Source organism: Nitrospira sp. SG-bin1 (genome assembly GCA_002083365.1).
GTDB lineage: Bacteria > Nitrospirota > Nitrospiria > Nitrospirales > Nitrospiraceae > Nitrospira_D.
Genome location: LVWS01000044.1, coordinates 43,607 through 67,049, shown reverse-complemented (window position 1 = coordinate 67,049; position 23,443 = coordinate 43,607). Strand labels below are relative to the sequence as shown.

Genomic DNA, 23,443 nt, shown 5'->3' with positions numbered 1-23,443 from the left:
GGTCGCACGGAGGACTCGCCGAAGGGAGAACATCATGGACAAGCACAACGATATCGCGAGCCTCTTGGGAAGTTGCCCTCGTCCGTTACTCGAATCCGATGAGATTTTGCTCGGCCACGGCAGTGGGGGGAAGCTGACCGCTGACTTGCTCGACAAACTCTTCATACCTGCCTTCCACAATCCCTACTTGGACAAACTCAACGATCAGGCTGTCCTGGATATCAACGGCGTGCGTCTCGCATTTACCACTGATTCATTCGTGGTGACGCCGATGTTTTTCCCGGGCGGCGATATCGGCAGGCTCGCCGTCAACGGGACGGTCAACGATTTGGCCATGAGCGGGGCGCGACCGTTGTTCCTCAGCGCCGGCTTCATCTTAGAAGAGGGCTGTCTCATTACCGATCTCGAACGCATCGTGACCTCCGTACGTAAAGCCTGCGAGGGGGCCGGTGTGCTCTTGGTGACCGGCGACACCAAAGTGGTCAATCGTGGAAGCGGTGACAAGGTCTTCATCAACACGTCTGGAATCGGTGTGGTTGAGCGGGACATCACCATCTCCGCTGATCGAGCACAAGTTGGAGACCGAATTCTCCTGAGCGGCACGATCGCCGACCACGGCATGGCGGTCATGTCCACCAGAGAGGGATTGGAATTGGAGAGTACGATCGTAAGCGATACGGCGCCGCTCCATGAACTGGTGGCTTCGATGCTGGGCGTGAGCCGTGAGGTTCATTGTCTGCGCGATCCGACCAGAGGCGGCGTGGCCGGAACCCTTAACGAGCTGGCGAAACAATCCAAGGTCGGCATGGTCATCGACGAAACGGCCATCCCGATCAAGGAAGCGGTGAAAGGGCTCTGTGAGATATTGGGCATCGATCCTCTCTATGTGGCGAACGAAGGGAAACTGATCGCGATCGTTCAGCGGGACGTAGCGGACGCCGTCCTCGCTCGTATGAAAAGTCTGGCAAGCGGCCGGGATGCGTGCATCCTCGGCGAGGTCGTCGCAGACCATCCAGGCATGGTGGTGATGAAGACGAAGATCGGCGGCACACGCATCGTGGATCTCATGATGGGTGAACAATTGCCTCGGATCTGCTGAGGCTGGCGAATACCGGGACAGGACATCCACGTCGGAGCAAAGGAGGTACGACTATGGCGGAAGCAACGATCCCCTACGGGCGGAAGACACAAAAGGCTCCCGCCGTGAAAGAGGTACACATCGTGTGGATGACGGCAGGTCTCGGTTGTGACGGAGACTCCGTCGCAATCACCGGGGCAACCCAGCCGAGCATCGAAGATGTTCTACTCGGAGCCATTCCTGGCCTCCCTAAAGTCCATCTGCATAACCCTGTCCTGGCCTACGAAAACGGAGACGACTTCATGAAGTACTGGTACCTCGCCGAAGCGGGACAGTTGGATCCCTTTGTGCTGGTGGTGGAAGGATCGATTCCCAACGAGAAGATCAAGGCGGAAGGCTATTGGGCGGCGCTCGGCACCAACAAGAAGACCGGCCAGCCCATTACGACCTGCGAATGGATCGATCGGCTCTCGCCCAGGGCGCTCGCGGTCGTAGCGATCGGCACCTGCGCGACCTACGGCGGGATCCATGCGATGGCCGGCAATCCGACCGGCTGCATGGGCCTGGCCGATTACCTCGGATGGAAGTGGAAATCCAACGCAGGCATTCCGATCGTCTGCGTGCCTGGCTGTCCGGTCCAGCCCGATAATTTCATGGAAACCCTGCTGTACCTCCTATATCAGGCGGCGGGGTTGGCTCCGATGATTCCACTCGACGAGGCGTTGAGACCGACCTGGTTGTTCGGCAAGACGACACACGTCGGCTGCGATCGCGGCAGCTACTTCGAACAGGGTGATTTTGCCAAGGAGTATGGCTCGCCCAAATGTCTGGTCCAACTCGGCTGCAAAGGCCCGGTCGTGCAGTGCAACGTGCCGAAGCGCGGCTGGATGGCCGGCATCGGCGGCTGTCCGAATGTCGGCGGGATCTGCATCGGCTGCACCATGCCGGGATTCCCGGACAAGTTTATGCCTTTCATGGACCCCCAACCCGGGGTGAGATTCTACACCTCCATGATGGGGCTGCTCTACGGGAAGGCGATCCGTGCGCTCAGACGTGTGGCGATCAATCATAACGACCAAGAGCCGAAGTGGCGCCATCCGCGGCCTGAGCTCACGACCGGCTATCAACCAACATTCGGGCCCAGGTAATCAGGCAATAAGGAGGAATGCTCATGAGTACGCTGACCAAGCCAGTCGAAACGACGCCGGCCGGCCGGAAAAATCTCGTCGAGATGTCCTGGGATCCGATTACCCGCATCGTCGGAAGTCTGGGGATCTACACCAAGATCGACTTCGACAACCGGCAGGTGGTGGAATGTCACAGCACCTCGTCGATCTTTCGCGGCTACAGCATCTTCATGAAGGGCAAAGACCCGCGCGACGCTCATTTCATCACGAGTCGCATCTGCGGGATTTGCGGGGACAACCACGCCACCTGCGCCGTCTATGCACAGAACATGGCGTTCGGCGTGAAACCGCCGCCGCTCGCCGAATGGATCATCAACCTGGGCGAAGCCGCCGAATACATGTTCGACCACTGTCTCTATCAAGACAACCTGGTCGGCGTGGACTTCTGCGAACAGATGGTCAAGGAGACGAATCCGGGCGTGCTCGCCAAGGCCGAGACGACGTTGGCGCCCCGCTCCTCCATCCACGGCTACCGCACGATTGCCGACATCATGCGGGCGCTGAATCCCTTCACCGGCGCCTTCTACAAGGAAGCGCTGCATACCAGCCGGTACACCCGCGAAATGTTCTGCCTCATGGAAGGCCGGCACGTCCATCCCTCGACGCTCTATCCGGGCGGAGTCGGGACCGTGCCGACTGTCCAGCTGTTTACGGACTATCTGGTCCGATTGATGAAGTATGTGGAGTTTATGAAGAAGGTGGTGCCGATGCACGACGATCTTTTCGATTTCTTCTATGAGGCGCTGCCGGGCTACGAAGAGGTCGGCAAGCGACGGATTCTGCTCGGCTGCTGGGGCTCGTACCAAGACCCAAACGTCTGCGACTATAACTATAAGACCATGGACCGGTGGGGCGAGGCCATGTATGTCACACCCGGTGTCGTCGTCGACGGCCAATTGCTCACGACCAATCTCGTGGACATCAACTTGGGCATCCGCATTCTGCTCGGCAGCTCCTTTTACGACAACTGGGATGATGCCGAAACCTTCGTCAAGACCGATCCGCTCGGTAATCCGGTCGACAAACGCCATCCATGGAATCAGACCACATTGCCGAAACCGCAGAAACGGGATTTCAACGGCAAATACACCTGGGTCATGTCGCCGCGCTGGTATGACAAGCGGACGGGCGATCACCTGGCGCTGGACACGGGCGGCGGTGCAATTGCGCGGCTCTGGTCGACCGCCTTGGCGGGCCTCGTCGACATCGGTTACGTCAAATCGACCGGGCACAGCGTGAAGATCTACTTGCCGAAGACCGTCTCGATGCCGGAGACGGAATTGGAATGGAAGATCCCGCGCTGGAGCAACGCCATTGAACGTGACCGTGCGCGGACCTACTTCCAAGCCTACTCAGCTGCGGCGGCCCTCTACTTCGTCGACCAGGCACTGAAAGAATTGCACGCCGGCCATACGGCGGTCTGGTCCGACTTCAAAGTACCGGATGAAGCGATCGGCTGCGGGTTCCACGAGGCGGTGCGTGGTGTGCTCTCGCACCATGTCGCGATCCGTAACGGCAAGATCGCCAATTATCATCCCTATCCACCGACGCCTTGGAATGCGAATCCTCGGGACATCTACGGGACACCGGGTCCCTACGAGGACGCGGTGCAGAACACACCGATCTTCGAGGAGAACGGGCCGAGCAAGTTCAAAGGCATCGACATCATGCGAACGGTGCGGAGTTTCGATCCCTGTCTGCCCTGCGGCGTGCACATGTACGTCGGCGAGGGAAAAGTGTTGCAAGTGAAACATTCACCCATGTTCGGACTCACTATGTAACGCGGCGTGGGGCACAACATGCAGAACCCCAACGACCGACAGTTTCAGGACAACCTGGCGCGGATCGAGCAGCTGATCATCGACAGTGAACAGGCTGCCGATCCGCTGGTCCGTGAGAAGACGAAGGACCTCTTACAGACGCTCCTGGATCTCCATTCGGCCGGACTGGCTCGCCTGATCGAGATCGTCTCGCAAGGGGGCGAGCCCGGCCAGGCCATGGCCCATGCGTTCGTCCAGGACGAACTCGTGAAACCGCTCTTGCTCTTGTATGGGTTGCATCCCTTGCCGGTGGAGGAGCGGGTCAAGCAGGCGCTGGACAAGATCACACCATCATTAGGTGTGCACGGAGTGACGGCGGAGATTCTTTCGATCGAAACAGACCGAGTCATTCTGAGCGTCCATCACAATGGGAATGGCAAAAGCCATGGTGGGTTCGCAACGACCGTGAAGCAGGCGATAGAAGAAGCCTTTTGTGAAGCGGCGCCCGAGCTCGCCGATGTGCAGATCCTGGGACTTGAAGAGGATAGGGACGTTGCAGGGTCCTCATTCATTCCGTTGGATCAGGTCAAGAGTGCGACACGAGATCTGCCGGTGAGTGGCTAAATCATGCGCGAAGGTGCTCAAACTGTTTCCTCTGCGGAACCGACGGGATCCTTTCGGTTTCTTCAGCGTTTCATCGGCCGACCGAATGGCGATGAGCCGTGCGAACTCTGCGGCACCGGTCTGTTCGCCGGACATGACCACGTGCTTGAATTGCCGAATCGCCGACTCCATTGTGTCTGCCGACCCTGCGCTATTCTGTCGCCGATTGCTCGTGGGGACACCTATCGTTGCATTCCCAGGACGATTCGTTTCCTGCCGGACCTGCGGATGTCTGAGTGGCAGTGGGACCGATTCAAGATTCCCGTCAACCTTGCCTTCTTCTACGCCAACAGCACGATCGGAAAAATCACGGCCGGCTATCCAAGCCCCGCCGGCCCGATCGAAACGGTCATCGACCAGGACGCCTGGCAATCGCTGGTCGCCGACAATCCCATACTCACTAACGTGATGCCGGATGTGGAAGCGCTGCTCGTCAACCGGATCGAAAATCGGAGCGAATACTTCACAGTGCCGATGGACCACTGCTTTCGCTTGATCGGGTTGATGCGGACCAGTTGGCACGGATTGTCGGGCGGGTCTGAGGCGAAACGGGAACTCGATGCCTTCTTTGAATGGGTGAAGGAACAGGCCCATGCCGGAACTTCGTTTTGAAATCGATCACGCGGAGCCGTTGCGTTACGCGCTGGCTCCGATGCTCGCACTGACGCTGAAGCTGTCGAACCAGCCAGCTTCGGAGCAGATCCAATCCATCATGCTGCAGTATCAAGTCTGGATCGAACCAGGGGGGCGGCAGTACGACCATGAGGCACAAGCACTCCTGCTCGACTTGTTCGGAGAACCGGAGCGGTGGAGTCGGACGGTCCGTAGCCTCCTGTGGGTGAGAGGAACCGTCCTCATCCCGCCGTTTGCCGGTCACGGATCCGTCTACCTCGACGTACCCTGTACCTATGACATGAACGTGGCGGTCGCGAAGTACTTTCACGCCGTAAAGGAGGGCACCGTCCCACTGCGTGTGATGTTCAGCGGCTCGGTCTTCTATGAGCCTGAAGAAGGAGAAGAGGGCTCGATTCAGGTCAGCCAGATCCCCCTGGAGACGGAAGTCACCTATGGTCTGTCCGTGCGAACGTGGAAAGAGATGATGGATCTCTACTATCCGAACACCTATTGGCTGTGTCTGGAGAAAGACCTGTTTGCTCAGCTGTATCGGTACAAGGTGCAGCATGGGCTGGCGACATGGGAGCGGGTGTTCGAGCGGTTGCTGCCGACAGAGGCGAGGGAGGGAGTCGGATGAACATGGATGCGGTGCGGAAGATCGCCGATGCGGTGCTCTATGAAGGGTACTTGCTCTATCCCTATCGGGCGTCGGCCCTGAAGAACCGTAAACGGTGGAACTTTGGCGTCTTGGTGCCGGACAGTTACCATCGGATCTATCCTGAGTCAGACCCTTCTACGATGCGGACGGAATGTTTGCTTGAAGGAACACCGGAAACGAGGATTGAACTCAAGGGACGGTTCCTCCGCGTCGTGAGGAGAAGAGTCGGACAGTTACTCGAACCGCTCGGCAGCCAGCGATCCGGTCCAGCATTCCACTTCGTCCACTCGCTGCAGGTGGGAACAGACTTCCATCAGTCGTTCGATGAGACGGTAGAGCGGGAGATGGACATAGCCCCCCATACGTTCAACGAGCTGTTCTTCGATGCCCAAACCTACGCCTTTCCATTTTCTCGAACGTGTGGGTGGCAACCACTGCGCGGTTCGGGCGGGCAAGTGGCGGGGCTTCTGGCGAGGGAACAGGAAGCGATCACCGCGCTTCTCGATCTGGCAGTCACACAGTTGGCAGAGGGCCTCTTCCGACTCCATGTCACTCTTCGCAATGGCACGTCCGTCCGGCAGCCCTGGGAGAAATCCCGCGAAGAGATCTTGCCGTTTTCTATGATCGCGACCCATCTGATTCTCTCGGTCGAAGGGGGAGCGTTCCTGTCGCTCACTGATCCGCCGGACTATGCCCGCGCCGAGGCTCGAGGATGTCGGAACCTCGGAGTCTGGCCGGTCCTTGCGGGAGCGGAAGGAGACCGGTCCTTGATGCTGGCGGCACCGATCATCCTCTACGACTACCCGCAGGTCGCCCCGGAGAGTCCGGGCGACTTCTTTGACGGAACCGAGATCGACGAGATGCTGACGCTCAGAGTGCAGACATTGACGGACCAGGAGAAACAAGAGGTCCGGCTGACCGATGCGCCGGCTGAATCGATACTGACACGTTCGGACGGCCTTCCGGCGGAGCATCTGTGGAAACTGCACGGAGCGCTGAAGAGTCTTCACACGACGGAGCATACCGGATGAACGGGTGGGAAATTCGTGAGCCGGAGCAACGATTGGAAGCCGTACGTATCGGAGCCTGCCTTGTGCGTGCTGGTGATCGGATTCGCCTCCGACCGAGGTTTCGCGCGGACATCATGGATCTCGTCCTGGCCGGCAAGATCGCGACCGTCGCATCCATCGAACAAGACTTTGAGGGCCACGCCTATCTTGCGGTCATCGTCGATGATGATCCAGGAAGGGATCTCGGCGAGCTACGACACATCGGTCATCGGTTTTTCTTCTCTCCCGATGAGGTCGATCCGGTTGACCGGAGCGAGGAGAACGCATGAGCGGTGCTCACAGCATCCTCATCGCCGGCATCGGCAACATCTTTCTCGGCGATGATGCCTTCGGTGTGGAGGTCGTCAAGCGGCTCTTACAACGGCCGATTCCGGACAGCGTGCATGTCGAGGACTTCGGTATCAGAGGGTTCGATCTGACTTATGCGCTGATGGAAGAACATTATGCCGTCGTGCTCATCGATGCCATGCCGCGTGGTGGCGAACCAGGGACTCTCTACGTCGTCGAGCCGGACACCTCCGAATCGATCGGACAAGAGATGGCCCTTGAGCCTCACGGGATGAATCCGATGAACGTGCTTCAGATGGCCACAGCGATGGGTGGGCAGCCGCGCAGAGTCCTCATCGTCGGCTGCGAGCCGGCGACCTTCGGACCGGAAGAGGGAGCCATGGGCCTGAGCGAACCGGTGCAAAGGGCCGTCGGAGAGGCCGTCACCCTCGTCGAGAATCTTATCGGTCGAATCCGGAGTAATCTCTCATCTCTTGCAGAGGCTCAGCTCTAACTCGTTGTCACTCGAGCAGAAGAGGGATGCATTGAATGTCTGGATGGAAACAACCGTCAATCCAACAACGTATGCGTCATGCCGAGTCCAAGCCTACACGTTCCTCCCACGAGCTGATGAAAGGAGCTACGCGATGGGTAAATCTGGGGACCTGAAGAGCTTTCTCGAGATCCCATATGACGAGCTTGAAGAGATGAACCTGAAAGCGGCGCAGCGTGCCGAGAAGGCCAATGCAGACGAACTGGAGCTGGAATATACGACCTGGCTGAAAAAAGAGAGGCACATCAAGGCCGTCACGTTGTGTTTTTCGGATATTGAAGGACGGCTTCACATGCTCGATTACGACAAGAAGTTCCTGCTCGGGTCGCTGAACAATCTGACCTTTGACGGGTCATCCATCCGTGGGTTTACGCCGCAACATGAATCGGACTTGCGTTTGGAAGTCGATTGGTCGTCCATCCGGTACTTTCCAGCCGACGTGATCGGGGCGGGGAAGGTGATTTTCTTTGCATCTGTGTTAACCGGTGATCGCACACCGTATCAGAGCGACTTCCGCAGCATGCTGAAATCGTATTCGGAGGATCTAAAAAAAAGGAAAGATCTGATTGCATATGCCGCCAGCGAAATAGAAGGCTTCCTCGTGGAAGGGCAGAACGCCGAGCAACGCTATCGTGAGCATGGATTCAAGCTCATTTCATCGGGCGGATATTATCACTCACTCCCGATGGACACGCTCCGCCAGTTTATCGATAAGTGCGCGGAAGCCCAGCGTGCACTGGGCTTTAAGAACGAAAAGGATCATCCGGAGGTCGCGCCCTCGCAGTTCGAAATGAACTTTTCCTATGCCGATGTCGTGCGTGCGGCAGACCAGGTGCAGCTGTACAAGCTGATCTGCCGCCAGGTGGCTCGATCGATGGGGCACACGGCCACGTTTCTTCCGAAGCCATTCGTCGGAATCAATGGGTCCGGTATGCACACCAACCTGTCTCTGAGCAAGAACGGCAAGAATATTTTCTATGACGCGAAGGGGAAAGATGGTTTGTCTGATGTGGCGTGGGACTTCATTCTCAAACTCTTGAACCATGCACCGGAGATGTGCCTGGTGTTTAGTTCATCGGTGAACGCCTATCGCCGGCTGGATCCACATTTTGAGGCTCCGAACCAGATCAAGGTTTCGGCGATCGATCGTGGTTCGATGATCCGCATTCCGATGGCCAACGAAAAGACGGCGCGTATCGAGGTGCGTTCAGTCGCTCCCGATGCGAACCCCTACCTCGTGCTGTACGCCATACTCAAGACCGGCTTTGAGGGGGACCGTCTGGAACAGGAGGGGTTGGGACACGATCCCGTGCGATTCCTGCCGAGCAATATCAACGACGCGATCGCGCTCTTTCAGGAATCGACGTTTATCGCCAAGATCCTCGGCGACGAGAGTAGGCAGAAGTATATGACCTTTAAACGATCGGCGGCCGATCGTTCTCCGAAAGCGCTTGGGACGACCGTGAAAGTCTCAGAAGTGCTCTTTCACCATGAGGTCACCAATCAAATGCTCTGGAATCAGTTCTAGCAGGCCGCCCAAAGAGGGCGTGCGCGTTTTCTCATACAGCCAATCATTGCGCAACACCCCTCTCATGGAGAAGGAGGCCGTCATGCATGAAATGGCGCTCGCAGAAGGCATTCTCGAGGTCGTGCTTGATGTCGCGCAGGACCGGCCGGTCAAAGGGGTCCATCTTCAAGTGGGCACCTTGCATGCGGTGATGCCGGAGAGCCTTCAGTTCTCGTTCCAATTGGCGTCCCAGGATACCTGCGCCGCTGGGGCGATGCTCTCTATCGATCAGATTCATGCGGTGCTTCAGTGCAACCAGTGTGGTGAGATGACGGATATTGCGGCACCGCCCTTCAACTGCCGGTCCTGCGGTTCTTCCGATGTGACCATCGGCGCTGGCGATGAACTGCTGGTAGATGCAGTCGAATTGGAAGACGGGAGTATGATCAAACATGCCATCCCAGCAGACCTCGGCCTGGTCGAAGGACATCTGAAAGAGCATCTAGTTGAAGACCTGCGGGAAGCGGAATAAGAGCGATGGAACCTTCCATAATAAAATAGCTTTCTCCTCAATGGCTTGTCGATCTGTGTTGTCAGCTCTTGTATCGTTAAAAATCTATAGCTTTTGGCGGAGGCGCGGGTTTAGCATTATTTACTCCAAAGCGGAACGTCGACTCATCCATTACTGAGCGCTCAAAGGAGGAGTCTGGTGTTGAAGTCCGCTGAAGACATTTGCTCGCCACGCTATGAGGCGCTCCTTCAGGTCTCGGAAGCCATCAGCCTGCATCGCGACCTCTCCGTCCTCCTCCATGACCTTGCGCAACGGCTCCATGCCGTCGTGGATTTCGATTTCATCAAGCTCGTGCTCCATGATGACGTCAAAGCCGTCATGCGCCTGCACATCCTGGAAACGCGGCATGGCGGCGCCAATACCACGGAGATCGAGTGTTCCATCGATGAATCGCCCGGTGGGATGGCGTGGAAGATCCAGCAACCTGTGTTGGTTCAACACCTTGATCAGGAGACCAGGTTCCCCAAAGTGATGGAACTCCTGCGTCGGGAGGGGATTCAATCATTCTGTGCCGTTCCCCTCACAACCAGCCATCGCCGCCTGGGAGCGCTGGGATTTGGAAGTCAGAGCCGGGAGGCCTACTCGGAATGCGACCTCGATTTTCTGATGCAGGTCTCGAAGCAGGTAGCCGTGGCCGTGGACAACGCGCTAAACTTTTCGCGGGCGGAATCTTCGCAGGAACAACTCATTCGAGAGCGTGATCGGCTCCGGTTGATCTTGGACATCAACAACGCGGTCGCATCCATTCTCGATGTGCGGGAGTTGTTCGTGGCGATCAGCAAGAGTCTGCAGCACGTGGTCAAGCATGACTACTGCAGTCTCGGGCTCTATCACCGTGAGAACAACCAACTGCGGTTGTACGCGTTGGATTTTCCGGAGGGTAAGGGGTGGATTCACGAAGGGATGATCCGCCAAGCCGATGAGGTTCCCGCCGGCGTTGCCATCACAACGAAGCAGCCCGTCCTCTTCACCGCATCGGATTATGAAGGATACCACTCCGACTTTGTCTGTCGTTTGAAGGCAGAGGGTGTGCAGTCGGGATGTTGCGTGCCGTTGATCGCCCACGGGCAAGTGTTGGGTGTGCTGAATGTGGCGAGCTTTCAGGAGGCTGCCTTCGCGCAGGTGGATGCGGATCTCCTCCAACAAGTGGCGAACCAGATCAGCATCGCGGTGGAAAATGCCCTCGCCTATCTGGCCATCGAGGAATTAAAAAACAAGCTGGCCGAGGAGAAGCTGTACCTCGAAGAAGAAATCAAAACCTCGTACAACTTCAAAGAGTTTGTGGCGGAGAGCAACGCGCTCAAGCGGGTCCTTAAGCAAGTGGAGCACGTAGCACCAACCGACTCGACCGTCTTGATCATGGGTGAAACCGGAACCGGCAAGGAACTCATCGCTCGGGCGCTCCATGGTCTGAGCTCACGCCGAGAACGCGCGTTCGTGAGGATGAATTGTGCAGCCATCGCCACCGGGCTGGTGGAAAGCGAGCTATTCGGTCACGAGCGGGGAGCCTTTACAGGCGCAATTGCACAAAAGGTGGGGCGATTCGAGTTGGCTCATCGGGGGACCCTGTTTCTGGACGAAATCGGCGACCTTCCGCTGGAGTTGCAATCCAAATTGTTGCGCGTGCTGCAAGAACAGGAATTCGAACGGCTGGGTGGCACACGGACGATCCGCGTGGAGGTCCGACTGATTGCCGCGACGAATCGAGTTCTTAAGAAAATGGTGGAGCAGGGGCAATTTCGCAGCGATCTCTATTATCGACTCAATGTGTTTCCCATCATCGTACCCCCGCTTCGTGAGCGTCCGGAAGACATTCCGCTCCTCGTTCGATACTTTGCCCAGAAGTATGCGCGGCAGATGAACAGGGAAATCGTAACGATCCCGACAGAGACCATGGCCAGGCTTTCAGCTTACCAGTGGCCCGGAAATATTCGCGAGCTTCAAAACCTCATCGAACGGGCGGTCATCCTCTCACCCGGTCCGGTCTTGCTGGTTCCATTGACCGAACTGGAACCGGGTAAGTCGATCATGTCTTCAAATGGGACGGCGCATCTGAACGAGATCGAACGGACCCACATCCTCCGTATTTTGAACGAAACGAAGTGGGTAATCAGCGGTCCGTCCGGCGCAGCGGCTCGTTTGGGCATGAAACGCACAACCCTCATTTCCCGTATGCAAAAACTTGCCATCTCCCGTCCTTAGTAATGTCGAGATGTCGACATCTGTCGGCATCTCGACAGTCAGCTGCTCTCAAGTGATCTTCCAGATCGACTAGTTTCTTCAACCCTTTCACATAGATTTGTTTTCTCCGCCGTAGGCTGTGGGGGAGGAATATCTTTTGCCCTGTGGGGGAAAAGGAGCAAGCGGATCGTGCTCAGAATTACAAGACTCGATGGACCGGAACGTACGGTACTGAAGCTCGAAGGTCGACTCATGGGTACGTGGGTACACGAATTGGCTCGGTATCGAGAGAGCGTCGAGTGTCAGGAGGCCGGACACCTCATCGTGGATTTAGAAGGTGTGACTTTTATCGATGAAGAGGGCAAGAAGCTCTTGCAACAACTGTGGAAGCAAGGGGCTCAGCTCGCGGCCACCAGCTGTTGGATTGAATCGATTGTGGAGGCCATCACCAAACGAGCTGAGTCATAAATCGATGTCGATCGGGGATATGAGATGAGGAATTTCATTCGAGCATCATTGACGGTTGTATTCGCCGGCTTGTCGGTCGCGGCATTTTCCTCCTGCAAAAAGGAGGCGGCTTCCTCCGTCATCGTGCCCCTTCCAGAAGTGAAAGTCGTCACCGTGTCGCCACAGATCGTCGCGGACGAGCCGGAGTTTCTTGGCGAGACGGAAGCCTCGAGAGTGGTGGAAATCCGCGCGCAGGTAACCGGTCTCCTCAAAGAGCGGTTCTATAAGGAAGGGCGCGATGTGAAGAAAGGGGACCGTCTCTATCAGATCGATCCGGTTCCCTTCCAGGCGGCGGCCCAGAGCGCCGAGGCCAATATTGCGCAAGCCAAGGCGCGCGTGGTTCAAGCGGTACAAAACTTGGAACGGCTGGAGCCGCTGTTAAAAGAAAACGCGGTGAGCAAAAAGGACGTCGACGACGCCATCGCCGAAGAGTTGGCTGCCAAGGCGTTCTTGAATCGGGCGAAGGCGGAACTCGTGAAAGCGAAATTCGATCTGGACAATACCCAGATCGTCGCACCGATTGACGGGCGTATCGAGCGGAGCCGCGTCCATGAAGGGCGCCTCATCACGGCCCAGAGCGACCTGCTTACCGTGTTGCACCGACTGGATCCCATGTATGTCAACGGCAGTGTGCCGGAAGTCTTCATCCTGAAACGACTCCAAGACATCGCTGCCAAGAAGATTGTGTACTTCGACACCCCCGATCCCTACCAGTTGAAAGCCATCCTGACGCTGGCCGACGGCTCGACCTATGCGCACCAAGGGCAGCTGGACGTATTGGAAGTCGGGATGCGGGCCGCAACCGGTGGACGAGATTTTCGAGTCAGCTTCCCCAATCCTGACAAGCGACTACTTCCGGGATTGTTTGTGAAGGTGCACATGGTAGGCGCCAAGCGTCCCAATGTGATGCTGGTCCCACAACAAGCAGTCCAACAAGGGGTGAACGGATCCTTCGTGTACATCGTGGGAACGGACAGTAAAGTGGAGCCTCGAAACATTCGCACCATGAGATGGCAACGAGATCAGTGGATGGTGGAGAGCGGGCTTGATCCAGGAGATCGCGTGGTGGTGGAGGGGATGCAACGAATCCAGCCGGGGGTACAGGTGCGAACCGAGGACTGGCCCACCAGCGCCCGTCCGGACGGCCCTTCTGTCTCGCGGACCGATACGGAGGTGCGGGAATGAGTCCGCGCTTCTTTATCGAGCGGCCGATCTTTGCGTCGGTCCTGTCGATCGTGATTGTGTTGATCGGGTTGCTCGCCCTGCGAACCCTCCCCATCGCGCAGTTTCCTCCGATTACGCCTCCGACTGTGCAAATCGAAGCCGACTATCCTGGGGCGACCGCGGAAGTCGTGGCGACATCCGTGGCTCGCCCAATCGAGGTGCAGTTGCCTGGCATCGACCATCTGCTCTACTTCGACTCGACCAGCACCGGCGATGGGCATATGGTGCTGCGCCTGACCTTTGAGGTCGGGACGGATATCGATATCGCAACCGTGCAGGCGCAGAACCGGGAAAAATTAGCGGAACCACAGCTTCCTCAGGAAGTCATCCGGCAAGGCATCTCGGTCAAGAAGGTGACGCCGGACTTGTTGAACGTCATTTTTCTGCAATCCGACGATCCGAGGTACGACCGGGTTTTCCTGTCGAACTACGCGTTGATCAACGTTATCGACCGCCTGAAGTTACTTCCAGGGGTCGGTGACATCCAGATCTTCGGGCAGCAGAACTACAGTATGCGGATCGTCCTCTATCCCGAGCGCATGACCCGTTTCGGGCTCACGCCTACCGACATCGCCGACATTATTCGAGAGCAAAACCGCGACTTTCCTGCCGGCATTATCGGGCGCGCGCCGGCCCCCAAGGGAACGGTGTTGACTCTGACCATTCTCACGTTGGGCCGGTTGACCGAGGTCGGTGACTTCGAAGATCTGATCGTCCGAGCCTTGCCGGACGGATCCATCGTCCGTCTCCGCGACGTGGCGCGCATTGAGCTGGGCGCCCAGGCCTATGGGCTGGAAGGACGGATTGACGGGCAACCGTCCACCACACTGCTGACGTTTCTCGCACCTGGAGCGAATGCGTTGGAGACGATCGGTCGCATCAATCGTGAAATGGAACAGATCGCCAAAACGTTTCCGCCGGGGATTCGCTATATCATTCCCTACGACACGACAAAATTCATCGAAGTGTCGATCAAGGAGGTAGTAAAAACGCTCGGCGAGGCCCTGGTCCTCGTCGTTCTTGTGGTCTATCTGTTTCTCCAAAGTTGGCGGGCCACGCTCATTCCTGCGATCGCGGTGCCGGTCTCGCTGATCGGGACCTTCGCGGGCATGGCAGCACTGGGGTTTTCGATCAATACATTGACGCTGTTCGGCATGGTGCTGGCCATCGGGATCGTAGTCGACGACGCCATCGTCGTGGTCGAGAACGTGGAACGGCACATGAAAGATGGCCTGGCGCCGAGACCGGCGGCGATCAAGGCCATGGAAGAAGTGTCGGGGCCGGTGATTGCCATCGTCCTCGTCTTGACCGCGGTGTTCGTCCCGGTCGCATTCCTGCCCGGCATTACCGGCCAACTCTACAAACAGTTTGCGCTGACCATCGCGCTCTCAGTGGCGATCTCTGGTCTGGTGGCGCTGACACTCAGCCCGGCTCTGTGCGCGCTGCTCCTCCAGCCGCACCATGGCACCAAGAAAGGATTCTTCGGGCAGTTCAACCGCCTGTTCTCATATCTGACAGAACGATACGGCCGTGGGATCGTCCCCTTGATCAGACGACCACTGACGTCCGTCGCCTTATTCGGCGTGCTTCTTCTAGCCGCGTATGGATTGTTCCGGACCATCCCTGCCGGCTTCCTGCCCGACGAGGATCAGGGCTACATCGTCCTGTCGGTTCAACTGCCGGATGGAGCCTCCAATGAACGGACCGACGCGGTGGTGAAAAAGCTGGAAGAGTTCTACAAGGGGATTCCTGCTGCAACGCATGTGATTAGTTTCACCGGCTTGAACTTTGTGTTCGGATCGCGCGGACCCAATCAGGCCACCATGTTCGTGCCGTTCAAACTGTGGGAAGAGCGGCCTGATCCACGGGATCAAGCCCAGGCCATTCTCGGTCGGTCGTATCAATTCTTTGCCTCCATTCCCGAAGCCTTCATCCTGGCCTTCAATCCTCCGCCGATCCGCGGGATCGGCAACGCCGGGGGATTCACCGCCCAGCTCCAAGATCCGAACGGCCATGATCTGCGGGAGTTTGCCTCCGCAGTGCAATCATTCATCGCCAAAACCAGAGAGGCACCGGAGCTGCAGGCGGCCAATACGATCTTCAGGGTCAGCGTTCCTCACGTCTATGCGCACATCAACCGCGAACGAATCAAGGCTCTGGGTGTTCCGATCTCCGACGTATTCGATACGCTGCAAGCCTACTTTGGCTACCTGTACATCAACGACTTCATCAAATTCGGCCGCGTCTATCGGGTACAAACAGAAGCCCCTCCTGAATACCGGTCAAGCGCCGAAGATTTTGCCAAGATCTATGTGCACCCCGGACAAGGACCTGAACGCACCATGATCCCGCTCGATACGGTCGTTACCCCCCAGTTTGTGAATGCCGCAGATCCGGTCACGCATTTCAACGGTATCAATACAGCTCTGATCATGGGAGGCGCCGCCGCTGGCTACAGTTCCGGCCAAGCGCTCGACGCACTCGAACGGGTGGCGGCGGACGTCTTGACCCCCAACGGCTACGGCATCGATTGGAGCGGCGTGTCTTATCAGGAGCGCAAAGTGGGAGGGCAATCGTTGCTCGCCTTCGTCTTTGGCTTGGTCATGGTGTTCTTAGTCTTGGCCGCTCTGTATGAAAGTTGGTCAGTTCCCTTCTCCGTCGTCTTGGCGGTCCCGTTCGGCATCTTCGGCGCATTGCTGGCCGTCTGGCTGCGAGAGCAGCAGAACGATGTCTACTTCCAGATCGGCTTGGTCACGCTTATTGGATTGGCGGTCAAGAATGCGATTCTGATCGTGGAATTTGCGAATGAGCGAGTGGCGGAGGGCCGTCCAGTTGTCGACGCGGCGATCGAAGCGGCTCGGCTGCGCTTTCGCCCGATTGTCATGACGTCGATGGCGTTCGTGCTCGGCGTACTGCCGCTCGTGCGAGCGACCGGTGCCGGGGCAGCGAGCCGGCATTCCATCGGGACCGGCGTGTTCGGCGGAATGCTCGCAGCTACGTTTCTGGCAATCTTCTTCGTGCCGTTGTTTTTCACGCTGATTCGGCGGTTCTCCTCTCCGGTTGCCGTGCCCGACACGAAACAAACTGCTGCGAAGACCGGCGGTATTCCTACGTCGGGAGAGGAACCCGAATATGGTTAAGCCTATGTTCCTCCTGATCTCAATGTTCGTGGTGTCCTGTGCCATGGGGCCGGATTTCAAGCATCCGAATCCGTTGCTCTCTGAACGGTTCCGGATGCCGGCACCGGCCGGAGAAGCATCGTCGATCGCCTACCTGTCACAGCGGCCAGAGCCCCCCGTGGAGAGGGAATCAACCGCACTCGGCGGACTGCGGGCCGATCATATCCTGATTGGAGTGTCCAACTTTGAAGACAGTGTGCGGTGGTACCAAGACAAGCTCAGCTTCAGGGAAGAGATGAGGTGGACGGTCGAAGGACTGCCGGATTTGCAACTGGCCTACCTCACATTGAACGGGTTTCGCCTTGAGATCATCGGCACGAGCCAACCGCGAGCCGGCTCTCCTGCTCCTTCTGACTTCGCCGACCACCTGCGCACACAAGGGTTCGCTCATGTGTGCTTCATCGTGGACGATGTCGACACGGCGCTGAGTGAGCTGAACCGGCGCGGCGTCCCGACGTTTGTCCCCGCCGAAACATATCCGCTGTCGAACCACCGGCGCCGCGTCGCATTTATCCATGACAACAACGGGAACGTCATCGAACTCGCGGGACCGCTACTCCCAGCCGCTCATACCGGAGTGAAGGACGGTACCGCCAAGGAGTGATCTCTGCGAATTGCGACGAATGGGGGAAGAGCTGAGACACAAAGAATCATCGGATCTGCTCGCCACGCCGATCGGGGACCAGGATCATGTGCAAGGACCGGCCACCGCGCCCGTGACGCTGCTGACCTATGGAGATTTCGAATGTCCGTTCTCCCGACAGGCAGCCGGGCACGCTAAAGTATTGAGGGCTCAGTACGGTGACCGCTTGCGGTTTGTCTTTCGCCATTTCCCGTTGACAGCGAAGCATCCTCACGCGCAGCAAGCAGCGGAAGCAACAGAGGCGGCAGCCAGTCAAGGACGGTTCTGGGAAATGGCGGACCTCCTGTTTGCCAACCAATTCCACCTCGACCATGAGCAGTTGACTCAGTACGCCGCGCGTTTGGGGTTGGATATCCGGAGATTTCAGCATGAGGTGACAGGGCACACGCATGCCGAACGGATAAAGACTGATGTGCTAAGCGGGAAACAAAGCGGCGTGACGGGCACGCCGACCTTCTTCATCAATGGGCGACGTCATGATGGATCGGATGATGTGTCAGGGCTCTCAGCGGCAATCCAACAGGCGCTCGCAAAAGGGTAACACCATGTCGACGGAAACGACCACACGTCCCGAGGGAGGGTTCAATCAATCGTACAGCAGCACTCCGCCCTGGGATATTAACGGACCTCAACCGGCCTTTGTCCGTCTCGCGCAGTCCGGTCACATCGTCAGCAGGGTGCTGGATGTCGGGTGTGGAACCGGGGAGAACGCACTCTACCTCGCCGGCTTAGGCCATGAAGTGTGGGGAATCGATTCCGCCCGTGCGGCCATTGAAAAGGCCAGAACCAAGTCGCTTCAGCGCGGCATCCAGGTGAACTTTCGCCTCGTCGACGCGTTGGCCCTGCCCTCGCTCGGGATGACGTTCGATACGGCCATTGATTCGGGGCTGTTCCACGTGTTTTCGGACGTGGAACGGACAGAATTTGTGCGGAGCCTCGAGGCCGTGCTGGTGCCGGGCGGACGGTACTTCATGCTGTGTTTCAGCGAGCGCGAGACTCGAGAAGGCCCCCGGCGAGTGACGCAAGCAGAGATCCATGACACCTTTCGAAAGGGCTGGACCGTCGACGAGATCCGAGAAGCCACGTTCGAGACGCTCATCCATGAAGGCGGAGCTTACGCATGGTTGGCCTCAATCACACGAACCGATGATTCGTCCGGGTAGAAAGGACCTATTCCCATGAGCCGGCAACAATCAGAAACAGTTGACAGTCTCATCATCAAGGGATGGACGATGCCTGTTGCAATGCCTCATCTGGTCCCGATTGTTTTGATGATGTTTCTGGTGGTCGGCCAGGGGTTTGCCCAGTCATTCGCCGCCGCAAGTTCGATGGGAAGTCCGACCGCTGCCGATTTCCAAAAGCGTATCGACCGGTACGGTGAACTCTGGACGATGACCGATGGCACGCTCGACCTGGAAAAGCTCGATCAGTTCTATGCGCCGGGGGACAACGTGATCATCTTCGATTTTGCGCCACCAGGCGTCAGCACCAGTTGGGCGGCGCACCGGAAGGGTTTGGAACGGGAGCTGTTCAGCAAATTGAAGACCAACCGCTTCGTGCCACGACAGGACGTAACCCTGCGGCTCGTCGGCGATAAAGCCGCCGTCACTACCTTCACGTTCGATTACGAGAACGAAGGGAAAGACGGAACGAAGGTCAAGGTCACCGGGCGGCAGACGAACGTGTGGGAGCGGCGCGGCAAGAACTGGGTGATCGTTCATGAGCATGGATCGCCGGTTCCGCGTTTCGCGAGAAACAATAAGGAGTGAGGTCGTCTCATGAATCGCGAACAGACCGCCCTTGTCACGGGAGCGAGTAAAGGTATCGGTCTGGAAGTGGCTCGGCAATTAGTCGAGAGGGGATGGTACGTCTGTCTGACAGCGAGGAATTTGAAAGCTGACAAGAAGACTGCCTTAACGTTGCGCAGCAGCATACATGTGGTCGAGCTTGATGTGACTAAGCAACCGAGCATCGAACGTGCGGTGAAGGAAGTGTCCGCCGCCATGGACCATCTCGATGTGCTGGTGAATAACGCAGGCATCTTGGAGGACGGCGATGACTCCGTGCCGACCGTGGATGCGGATCTGCTCAGACGAACCCTGGAAACGAACACCCTCGGGCCCTTGATGGTGACACAGGCGTTTCTCCCGCTGCTACGGAAGAGCCGGGGCGCGCGCATCGTCAATGTCTCGAGTACCGGCGGTCAACTCACCGGCATGGGGCATTGGGCGCCGGCCTACAGCATTTCGAAAGCGGCGCTCAACGCGGTCACCGGCCAGTTCGCGGCGGCATTGGCACCAGAGAAGATCGCCGTCAACTCGGTCTGTCCCGGCTGGGTGCGGACCGATATGGGTGGATGCAACGCGCCCCGCTCGGTCACACAAGGTGCGGACAGCATTGTCTGGCTGGCAACTGAGGCGCCGCACGAGCTGACCGGAAAATTCATCCAGGATCGGAAGGTGATTGACTGGTGAGGATCCGTAGAAGAAAGAAAGGCAAACAACAGCGGAAAGGAGCGTCACGATGAAGTACAAACTCTTGGGCAAAAGCGGGCTTCGGGTATCGGAGCTCTGTTTGGGCACGATGACCTTTGGCGAGGATTGGGGGTGGGGGTCAAACAAGGAGGAGAGCCGCAAGATCTTCGACGCTTTCCTGAATGCTGGCGGGAATTTTATCGACACGGCCAATCTGTACACGAACGGAACGAGCGAATCCTATCTAGGCGAGTTCATGGAAGGCAGACGCGAGTGTGTTGCGCTCGCCACAAAGTACACGAACAGCGCCCCCGGAAACGATCCGAATGCCGGCGGCAATCAGCGCAAGAACATGATGCAGTCCGTGGAGGCAAGTCTGAAACGGCTTAAGACCGACTATATTGATCTCTACTGGATGCACATTTGGGACGGCATGACCCCAGTTGAAGAAGTGATGCGGGCATTCGACGACCTCGTACGGCAAGGCAAGGTCCTCTACGTCGGTGTGTCGGACGCACCGGCCTGGTGGGTCGCGCAGGCAAACACGATCGCCAATTTACGAGGCTGGACACCGTTCGTCGGGTTGCAAGTGGAATACAGCCTCATTGAACGGACGCCGGAACGGGAGCTCTTGCCAATGGCGCAGGCGCTGGGTCTGACAGTGACGGCCTGGTCGCCGCTGGCCGGCGGTGTTCTGACGGGCAAATATCTGACTCAGAATGGGCAAGCCGGCAAGTCCGACGGCGCGCGTCTGGATCTTCCGGACATGCAGCAGTTCTTCAGTTATGGCAATCGGACGACGGCAATCGTTCAGGAAGTGATGGCGATCGCTCAGGAGGTGGGTCGGACGCCTGCCCAGGTCGCCTTGGCATGGCTGCGACAAAGGTTTCAGCCGATTATCCCCATCATCGGCGCGAAGAAACTCCACCAATTCAAGGACAATCTGGCTAATCTAGACCTGATACTTGAGCCCAAACTGCTCGATCGTCTCACGTCGACGAGTCAGATCGAGCTGGGGTTCCCCTATGAATTCTATACGAAGGACATGGTCCGCACGTTTGTCTATGGCGGCATGCGCGACTTGATCGAAGCGTAACGGGTGGTTGTGGAACGGAGGATTCTGAGCGAGGGTGAGCGTCAGATATGTGAGGTTCGCCGAGCAGGCGGTATCGAGATGAAAATCGGGACTGTCGGGTCTGGCAATACGGCGTAACACTCGTCTGGTGCTCCTGACCGGGAGGTTTCTATGAATGATGGACCACGCCGACGTGTACTTCTTGTTGGCGCCACCGGCATGCTTGGTAGTGCCATCGCAGAAGCAATCCTTGAGCGATCAGATCTTGTTCTTCGTGTGCTCATCCGTCCAGAGAAGCGCGATGCCGGTGAAGCATTTCGTTCAAGAGGGGTCGACGTCATCGCGGGCGATGCACTGCTCCCTGACACACTCTCATCAGCCATGGCAGGAGTCCATGTGGTTGTCTGTACCCTGCCGAATGACCCAACGACTTTCGTCGTGGGACACAAGAACCTCATCGAGGCCGCCGAACGAGCGGGAGTTCGTCGCCTGATCCCGTCCGATTTCTCGGTCGACTATTTCAAGATCGACGCGAGTGAAAACTTCAATCTGGCGATGCGCAAGCAAGTAGCGCCGTTGTTTGCGAACCGCCGTGTTCGTCCCATCCATGTCCTCATCGGCGCGTTCATAGATACGATGCTCGATCCGCGGGCGCCGTTCATCGATTGGAAGAGCGGCGTTCTCCCTTTCTTTGGCGATGGAGTCCAGCCTTGCGATTTCACCAGTGTCGCTGATGCCGCCCGCTATGTGGCGGCGGCGTGTGCCGACCCGGAGGCTCCCGAAGTGCTGCGCGTCGTCGGAGATGTACGGTCCATGCCGCAGTTCGCCGAATCCATCTCGCATGCCTATGGTCTTCGCATCGAACCCAAGATGCAAGGGAGCGTCGACGATCTCGTGCGGCTTATCGCTGAAAAGCAGACCACGGCTGCCAACCCGTGGGAATGGATTGCGCTCCAATATCACCACAACATGGTCAGCGGCCTGGCGAAGCTGCATCCACTGGACAATGCGCGGTACCCAGACATTCACCCCGAATCGGTGGAGCAATTCGCCAGGCGAACTGGCGTAGGAAACGCGCGCGGGATGAGCGTTTCCGCAGGGTGAGGAGTTTCAATCAGATGTCGGCGAAAGACGACACCACAACCATTTTCGGGAGACATAAAGATGAAAATCGGAATTCTCGGGGCAGGCCATCTCGTGAGGCCTATCAGCAGATGATGAGCGGTAAGGCGTGGTTCTGCGTCATGTTCGCAATGAACGAAACTCAGTTCCGTCTGTCCGTAACCAGGTGATGTCGAACCGACACATTACCTGTAACAGACGATAGAAGAGAGGAGAACACACCATGCGTAACATCATGAAGGTCTGGTGTCATACGTTCATTTGGGCATGCACGCAGATTGTGCTTGTAGCAGGCCTAGGCTTTTGGATGCTGACGACGGCGTCGGCTCAAGATCTTGCTGTCACTGAACAAACCTTCGGGTGCATCCTCGACTGGCCAAAGGTCAGAAATACGCGCTTCAAGCATTCTGATCCTGAAAAGTTGAAAGAAGCGATGCGGATCTTCCGAGACAGCGTACCGGACAAGGAATATCCCATCGGTACCATTCTTCAGCTGGTTCCGTTTGAGGCCATGGTGAAGCATCCGCGCGAGAAGTTTTCCAAGACGAACGGCTGGGAATTTTTCGCCTTAAACGTTTCCAAGGAAGGGACAACAATCAGAGATCGAGGAGACAACGTCGTCAATCTGTCGCAAGGGGCGACATGTTTAAGTTGTCATCAGCCAGCGGTGAGATATGACTTCGTCTGTGAGAAGGGGCACGGCTGTGCTCCCATTCCGTTCGATGATCAGAAGATAGCAGAGCTTCAGAAAGCGGACCTTCGCTGCACAAAGAAGTAGGAAAGGAGGCTATATGGTTAAGTTTGTCTATTGCATCACGAGACATCCCTCCCTTTCGGCGGAGGCATTCAGAGCCTATTGGCGTGACCATCATGGCCCCTACATTCGATCCTTGGCCAATACGCTCAAGGCGGTTCGATATGTGCAATCGCATACGCTCTCGACGCCGTTGAACGATGGTATTGCCTCATCGCGAGGACTCGAAACTCCGGCGTATGACGGTGTCACGGAAATCTGGTGGAGATGCATGGACGATTTTGTCGCCTCGGTATCGACGCCGGAGGGCGTAGAGGCAGCAAAGGCCTATATCGCCGACGAGGCGCGCTTTGTC

At 57.4% G+C, this 23,443-nt stretch carries 23 protein-coding genes; all 23 read left to right on the top strand.

What is annotated here, in order from left to right:
• Nucleotides 1–34: 34 nt before the first annotated feature.
• The 23 genes from A4E19_09500 to A4E19_09390 all read left to right on the top strand — a co-directional run bounded on the left by A4E19_09500 (nucleotide 35) and on the right by A4E19_09390 (nucleotide 23,112).
• A complete protein-coding gene (locus tag A4E19_09500) occupies nucleotides 35–1,099 on the top strand; it encodes a hydrogenase expression/formation protein HypE (GenBank protein OQW30535.1) in 1,065 nt (354 codons plus the stop codon).
• Between the two features lie 53 nt (nucleotides 1,100–1,152).
• On the top strand, nucleotides 1,153–2,226 hold the full coding sequence (locus A4E19_09495) for a hydrogenase expression protein HypE (GenBank protein ID OQW30534.1): 1,074 nt from the start codon (nucleotides 1,153–1,155) through the stop codon (nucleotides 2,224–2,226).
• A 23-nt stretch (nucleotides 2,227–2,249) separates the two neighbouring features.
• Nucleotides 2,250–4,046 carry a hydrogenase gene (locus tag A4E19_09490; GenBank protein ID OQW30533.1) on the top strand — a complete coding sequence of 599 codons (1,797 nt, stop codon included), beginning with the start codon at nucleotides 2,250–2,252 and terminating at the stop codon, nucleotides 4,044–4,046.
• 18 nt (nucleotides 4,047–4,064) lie between these two features.
• The gene (locus tag A4E19_09485) at nucleotides 4,065–4,649 is read left to right on the top strand and encodes a hypothetical protein (protein ID OQW30532.1); all 585 of its coding nucleotides are present in this window, start codon (nucleotides 4,065–4,067) and stop codon (nucleotides 4,647–4,649) included.
• Between the two features lie 3 nt (nucleotides 4,650–4,652).
• On the top strand, nucleotides 4,653–5,300 hold the full coding sequence (locus tag A4E19_09480; protein OQW30531.1) for a hypothetical protein: 648 nt from the start codon (nucleotides 4,653–4,655) through the stop codon (nucleotides 5,298–5,300).
• Complete coding sequence (locus A4E19_09475) at nucleotides 5,281–5,940, top strand: hypothetical protein (GenBank protein OQW30530.1); 660 nt, start codon at nucleotides 5,281–5,283, stop codon at nucleotides 5,938–5,940. Before A4E19_09480 ends, A4E19_09475 begins: the two co-directional genes overlap by 20 nt.
• Nucleotides 5,937–6,992, top strand: a complete 1,056-nt coding sequence (locus A4E19_09470) for a hypothetical protein (protein ID OQW30529.1) — start codon at nucleotides 5,937–5,939, stop codon at nucleotides 6,990–6,992. The genes A4E19_09475 and A4E19_09470 overlap by 4 nt, the downstream gene beginning before the upstream one ends.
• A complete protein-coding gene (locus A4E19_09465) occupies nucleotides 6,989–7,300 on the top strand; it encodes a hypothetical protein (GenBank protein ID OQW30528.1) in 312 nt (103 codons plus the stop codon). Before A4E19_09470 ends, A4E19_09465 begins: the two co-directional genes overlap by 4 nt.
• Nucleotides 7,297–7,812 carry a hydrogenase maturation protease gene (locus A4E19_09460; GenBank protein ID OQW30527.1) on the top strand — a complete coding sequence of 172 codons (516 nt, stop codon included), beginning with the start codon at nucleotides 7,297–7,299 and terminating at the stop codon, nucleotides 7,810–7,812. Before A4E19_09465 ends, A4E19_09460 begins: the two co-directional genes overlap by 4 nt.
• 133 nt (nucleotides 7,813–7,945) lie before the next feature.
• On the top strand, nucleotides 7,946–9,379 hold the full coding sequence (locus A4E19_09455; protein OQW30526.1) for a glutamine synthetase: 1,434 nt from the start codon (nucleotides 7,946–7,948) through the stop codon (nucleotides 9,377–9,379).
• A gap of 82 nt (nucleotides 9,380–9,461) precedes the next feature.
• On the top strand, nucleotides 9,462–9,890 hold the full coding sequence (locus A4E19_09450) for a hypothetical protein (protein OQW30525.1): 429 nt from the start codon (nucleotides 9,462–9,464) through the stop codon (nucleotides 9,888–9,890).
• A 153-nt stretch (nucleotides 9,891–10,043) separates the two neighbouring features.
• Nucleotides 10,044–12,131: a Fis family transcriptional regulator gene (locus A4E19_09445; GenBank protein OQW30524.1), complete on the top strand. Its 2,088-nt coding sequence runs from the start codon at nucleotides 10,044–10,046 to the stop codon at nucleotides 12,129–12,131.
• A gap of 168 nt (nucleotides 12,132–12,299) precedes the next feature.
• Nucleotides 12,300–12,578 (top strand): hypothetical protein, encoded by a 279-nt coding sequence (locus A4E19_09440; protein ID OQW30523.1) that lies wholly within the window; start codon nucleotides 12,300–12,302, stop codon nucleotides 12,576–12,578.
• Between the two features lie 24 nt (nucleotides 12,579–12,602).
• Nucleotides 12,603–13,802, top strand: coding sequence for an efflux transporter periplasmic adaptor subunit (locus tag A4E19_09435; protein ID OQW30522.1), 1,200 nt, complete (start codon nucleotides 12,603–12,605; stop codon nucleotides 13,800–13,802).
• Nucleotides 13,799–16,981 (top strand): RND transporter, encoded by a 3,183-nt coding sequence (locus A4E19_09430; GenBank protein ID OQW30521.1) that lies wholly within the window; start codon nucleotides 13,799–13,801, stop codon nucleotides 16,979–16,981. The genes A4E19_09435 and A4E19_09430 overlap by 4 nt, the downstream gene beginning before the upstream one ends.
• Nucleotides 16,982–17,138: 157 nt before the next feature.
• Complete coding sequence (locus A4E19_09425; GenBank protein ID OQW30600.1) at nucleotides 17,139–17,624, top strand: hypothetical protein; 486 nt, start codon at nucleotides 17,139–17,141, stop codon at nucleotides 17,622–17,624.
• Nucleotides 17,625–17,643: 19 nt separating this feature from the next.
• On the top strand, nucleotides 17,644–18,204 hold the full coding sequence (locus A4E19_09420; protein OQW30520.1) for a disulfide bond formation protein DsbA: 561 nt from the start codon (nucleotides 17,644–17,646) through the stop codon (nucleotides 18,202–18,204).
• A gap of 4 nt (nucleotides 18,205–18,208) precedes the next feature.
• Nucleotides 18,209–18,826: an SAM-dependent methyltransferase gene (locus tag A4E19_09415; GenBank protein OQW30519.1), complete on the top strand. Its 618-nt coding sequence runs from the start codon at nucleotides 18,209–18,211 to the stop codon at nucleotides 18,824–18,826.
• Nucleotides 18,827–18,841: 15 nt separating this feature from the next.
• Nucleotides 18,842–19,432, top strand: a complete 591-nt coding sequence (locus A4E19_09410) for a hypothetical protein (protein OQW30518.1) — start codon at nucleotides 18,842–18,844, stop codon at nucleotides 19,430–19,432.
• Nucleotides 19,433–19,441: 9 nt separating this feature from the next.
• Nucleotides 19,442–20,137, top strand: a complete 696-nt coding sequence (locus A4E19_09405) for a short-chain dehydrogenase (protein ID OQW30517.1) — start codon at nucleotides 19,442–19,444, stop codon at nucleotides 20,135–20,137.
• 49 nt (nucleotides 20,138–20,186) lie between these two features.
• Nucleotides 20,187–21,233 (top strand): aldo/keto reductase, encoded by a 1,047-nt coding sequence (locus A4E19_09400; GenBank protein OQW30516.1) that lies wholly within the window; start codon nucleotides 20,187–20,189, stop codon nucleotides 21,231–21,233.
• 150 nt (nucleotides 21,234–21,383) lie between these two features.
• Nucleotides 21,384–22,316, top strand: a complete 933-nt coding sequence (locus A4E19_09395; protein OQW30515.1) for a hypothetical protein — start codon at nucleotides 21,384–21,386, stop codon at nucleotides 22,314–22,316.
• Between the two features lie 241 nt (nucleotides 22,317–22,557).
• Complete coding sequence (locus A4E19_09390; protein ID OQW30514.1) at nucleotides 22,558–23,112, top strand: hypothetical protein; 555 nt, start codon at nucleotides 22,558–22,560, stop codon at nucleotides 23,110–23,112.
• The last annotated feature ends 331 nt before the right edge of the window (nucleotides 23,113–23,443 follow it).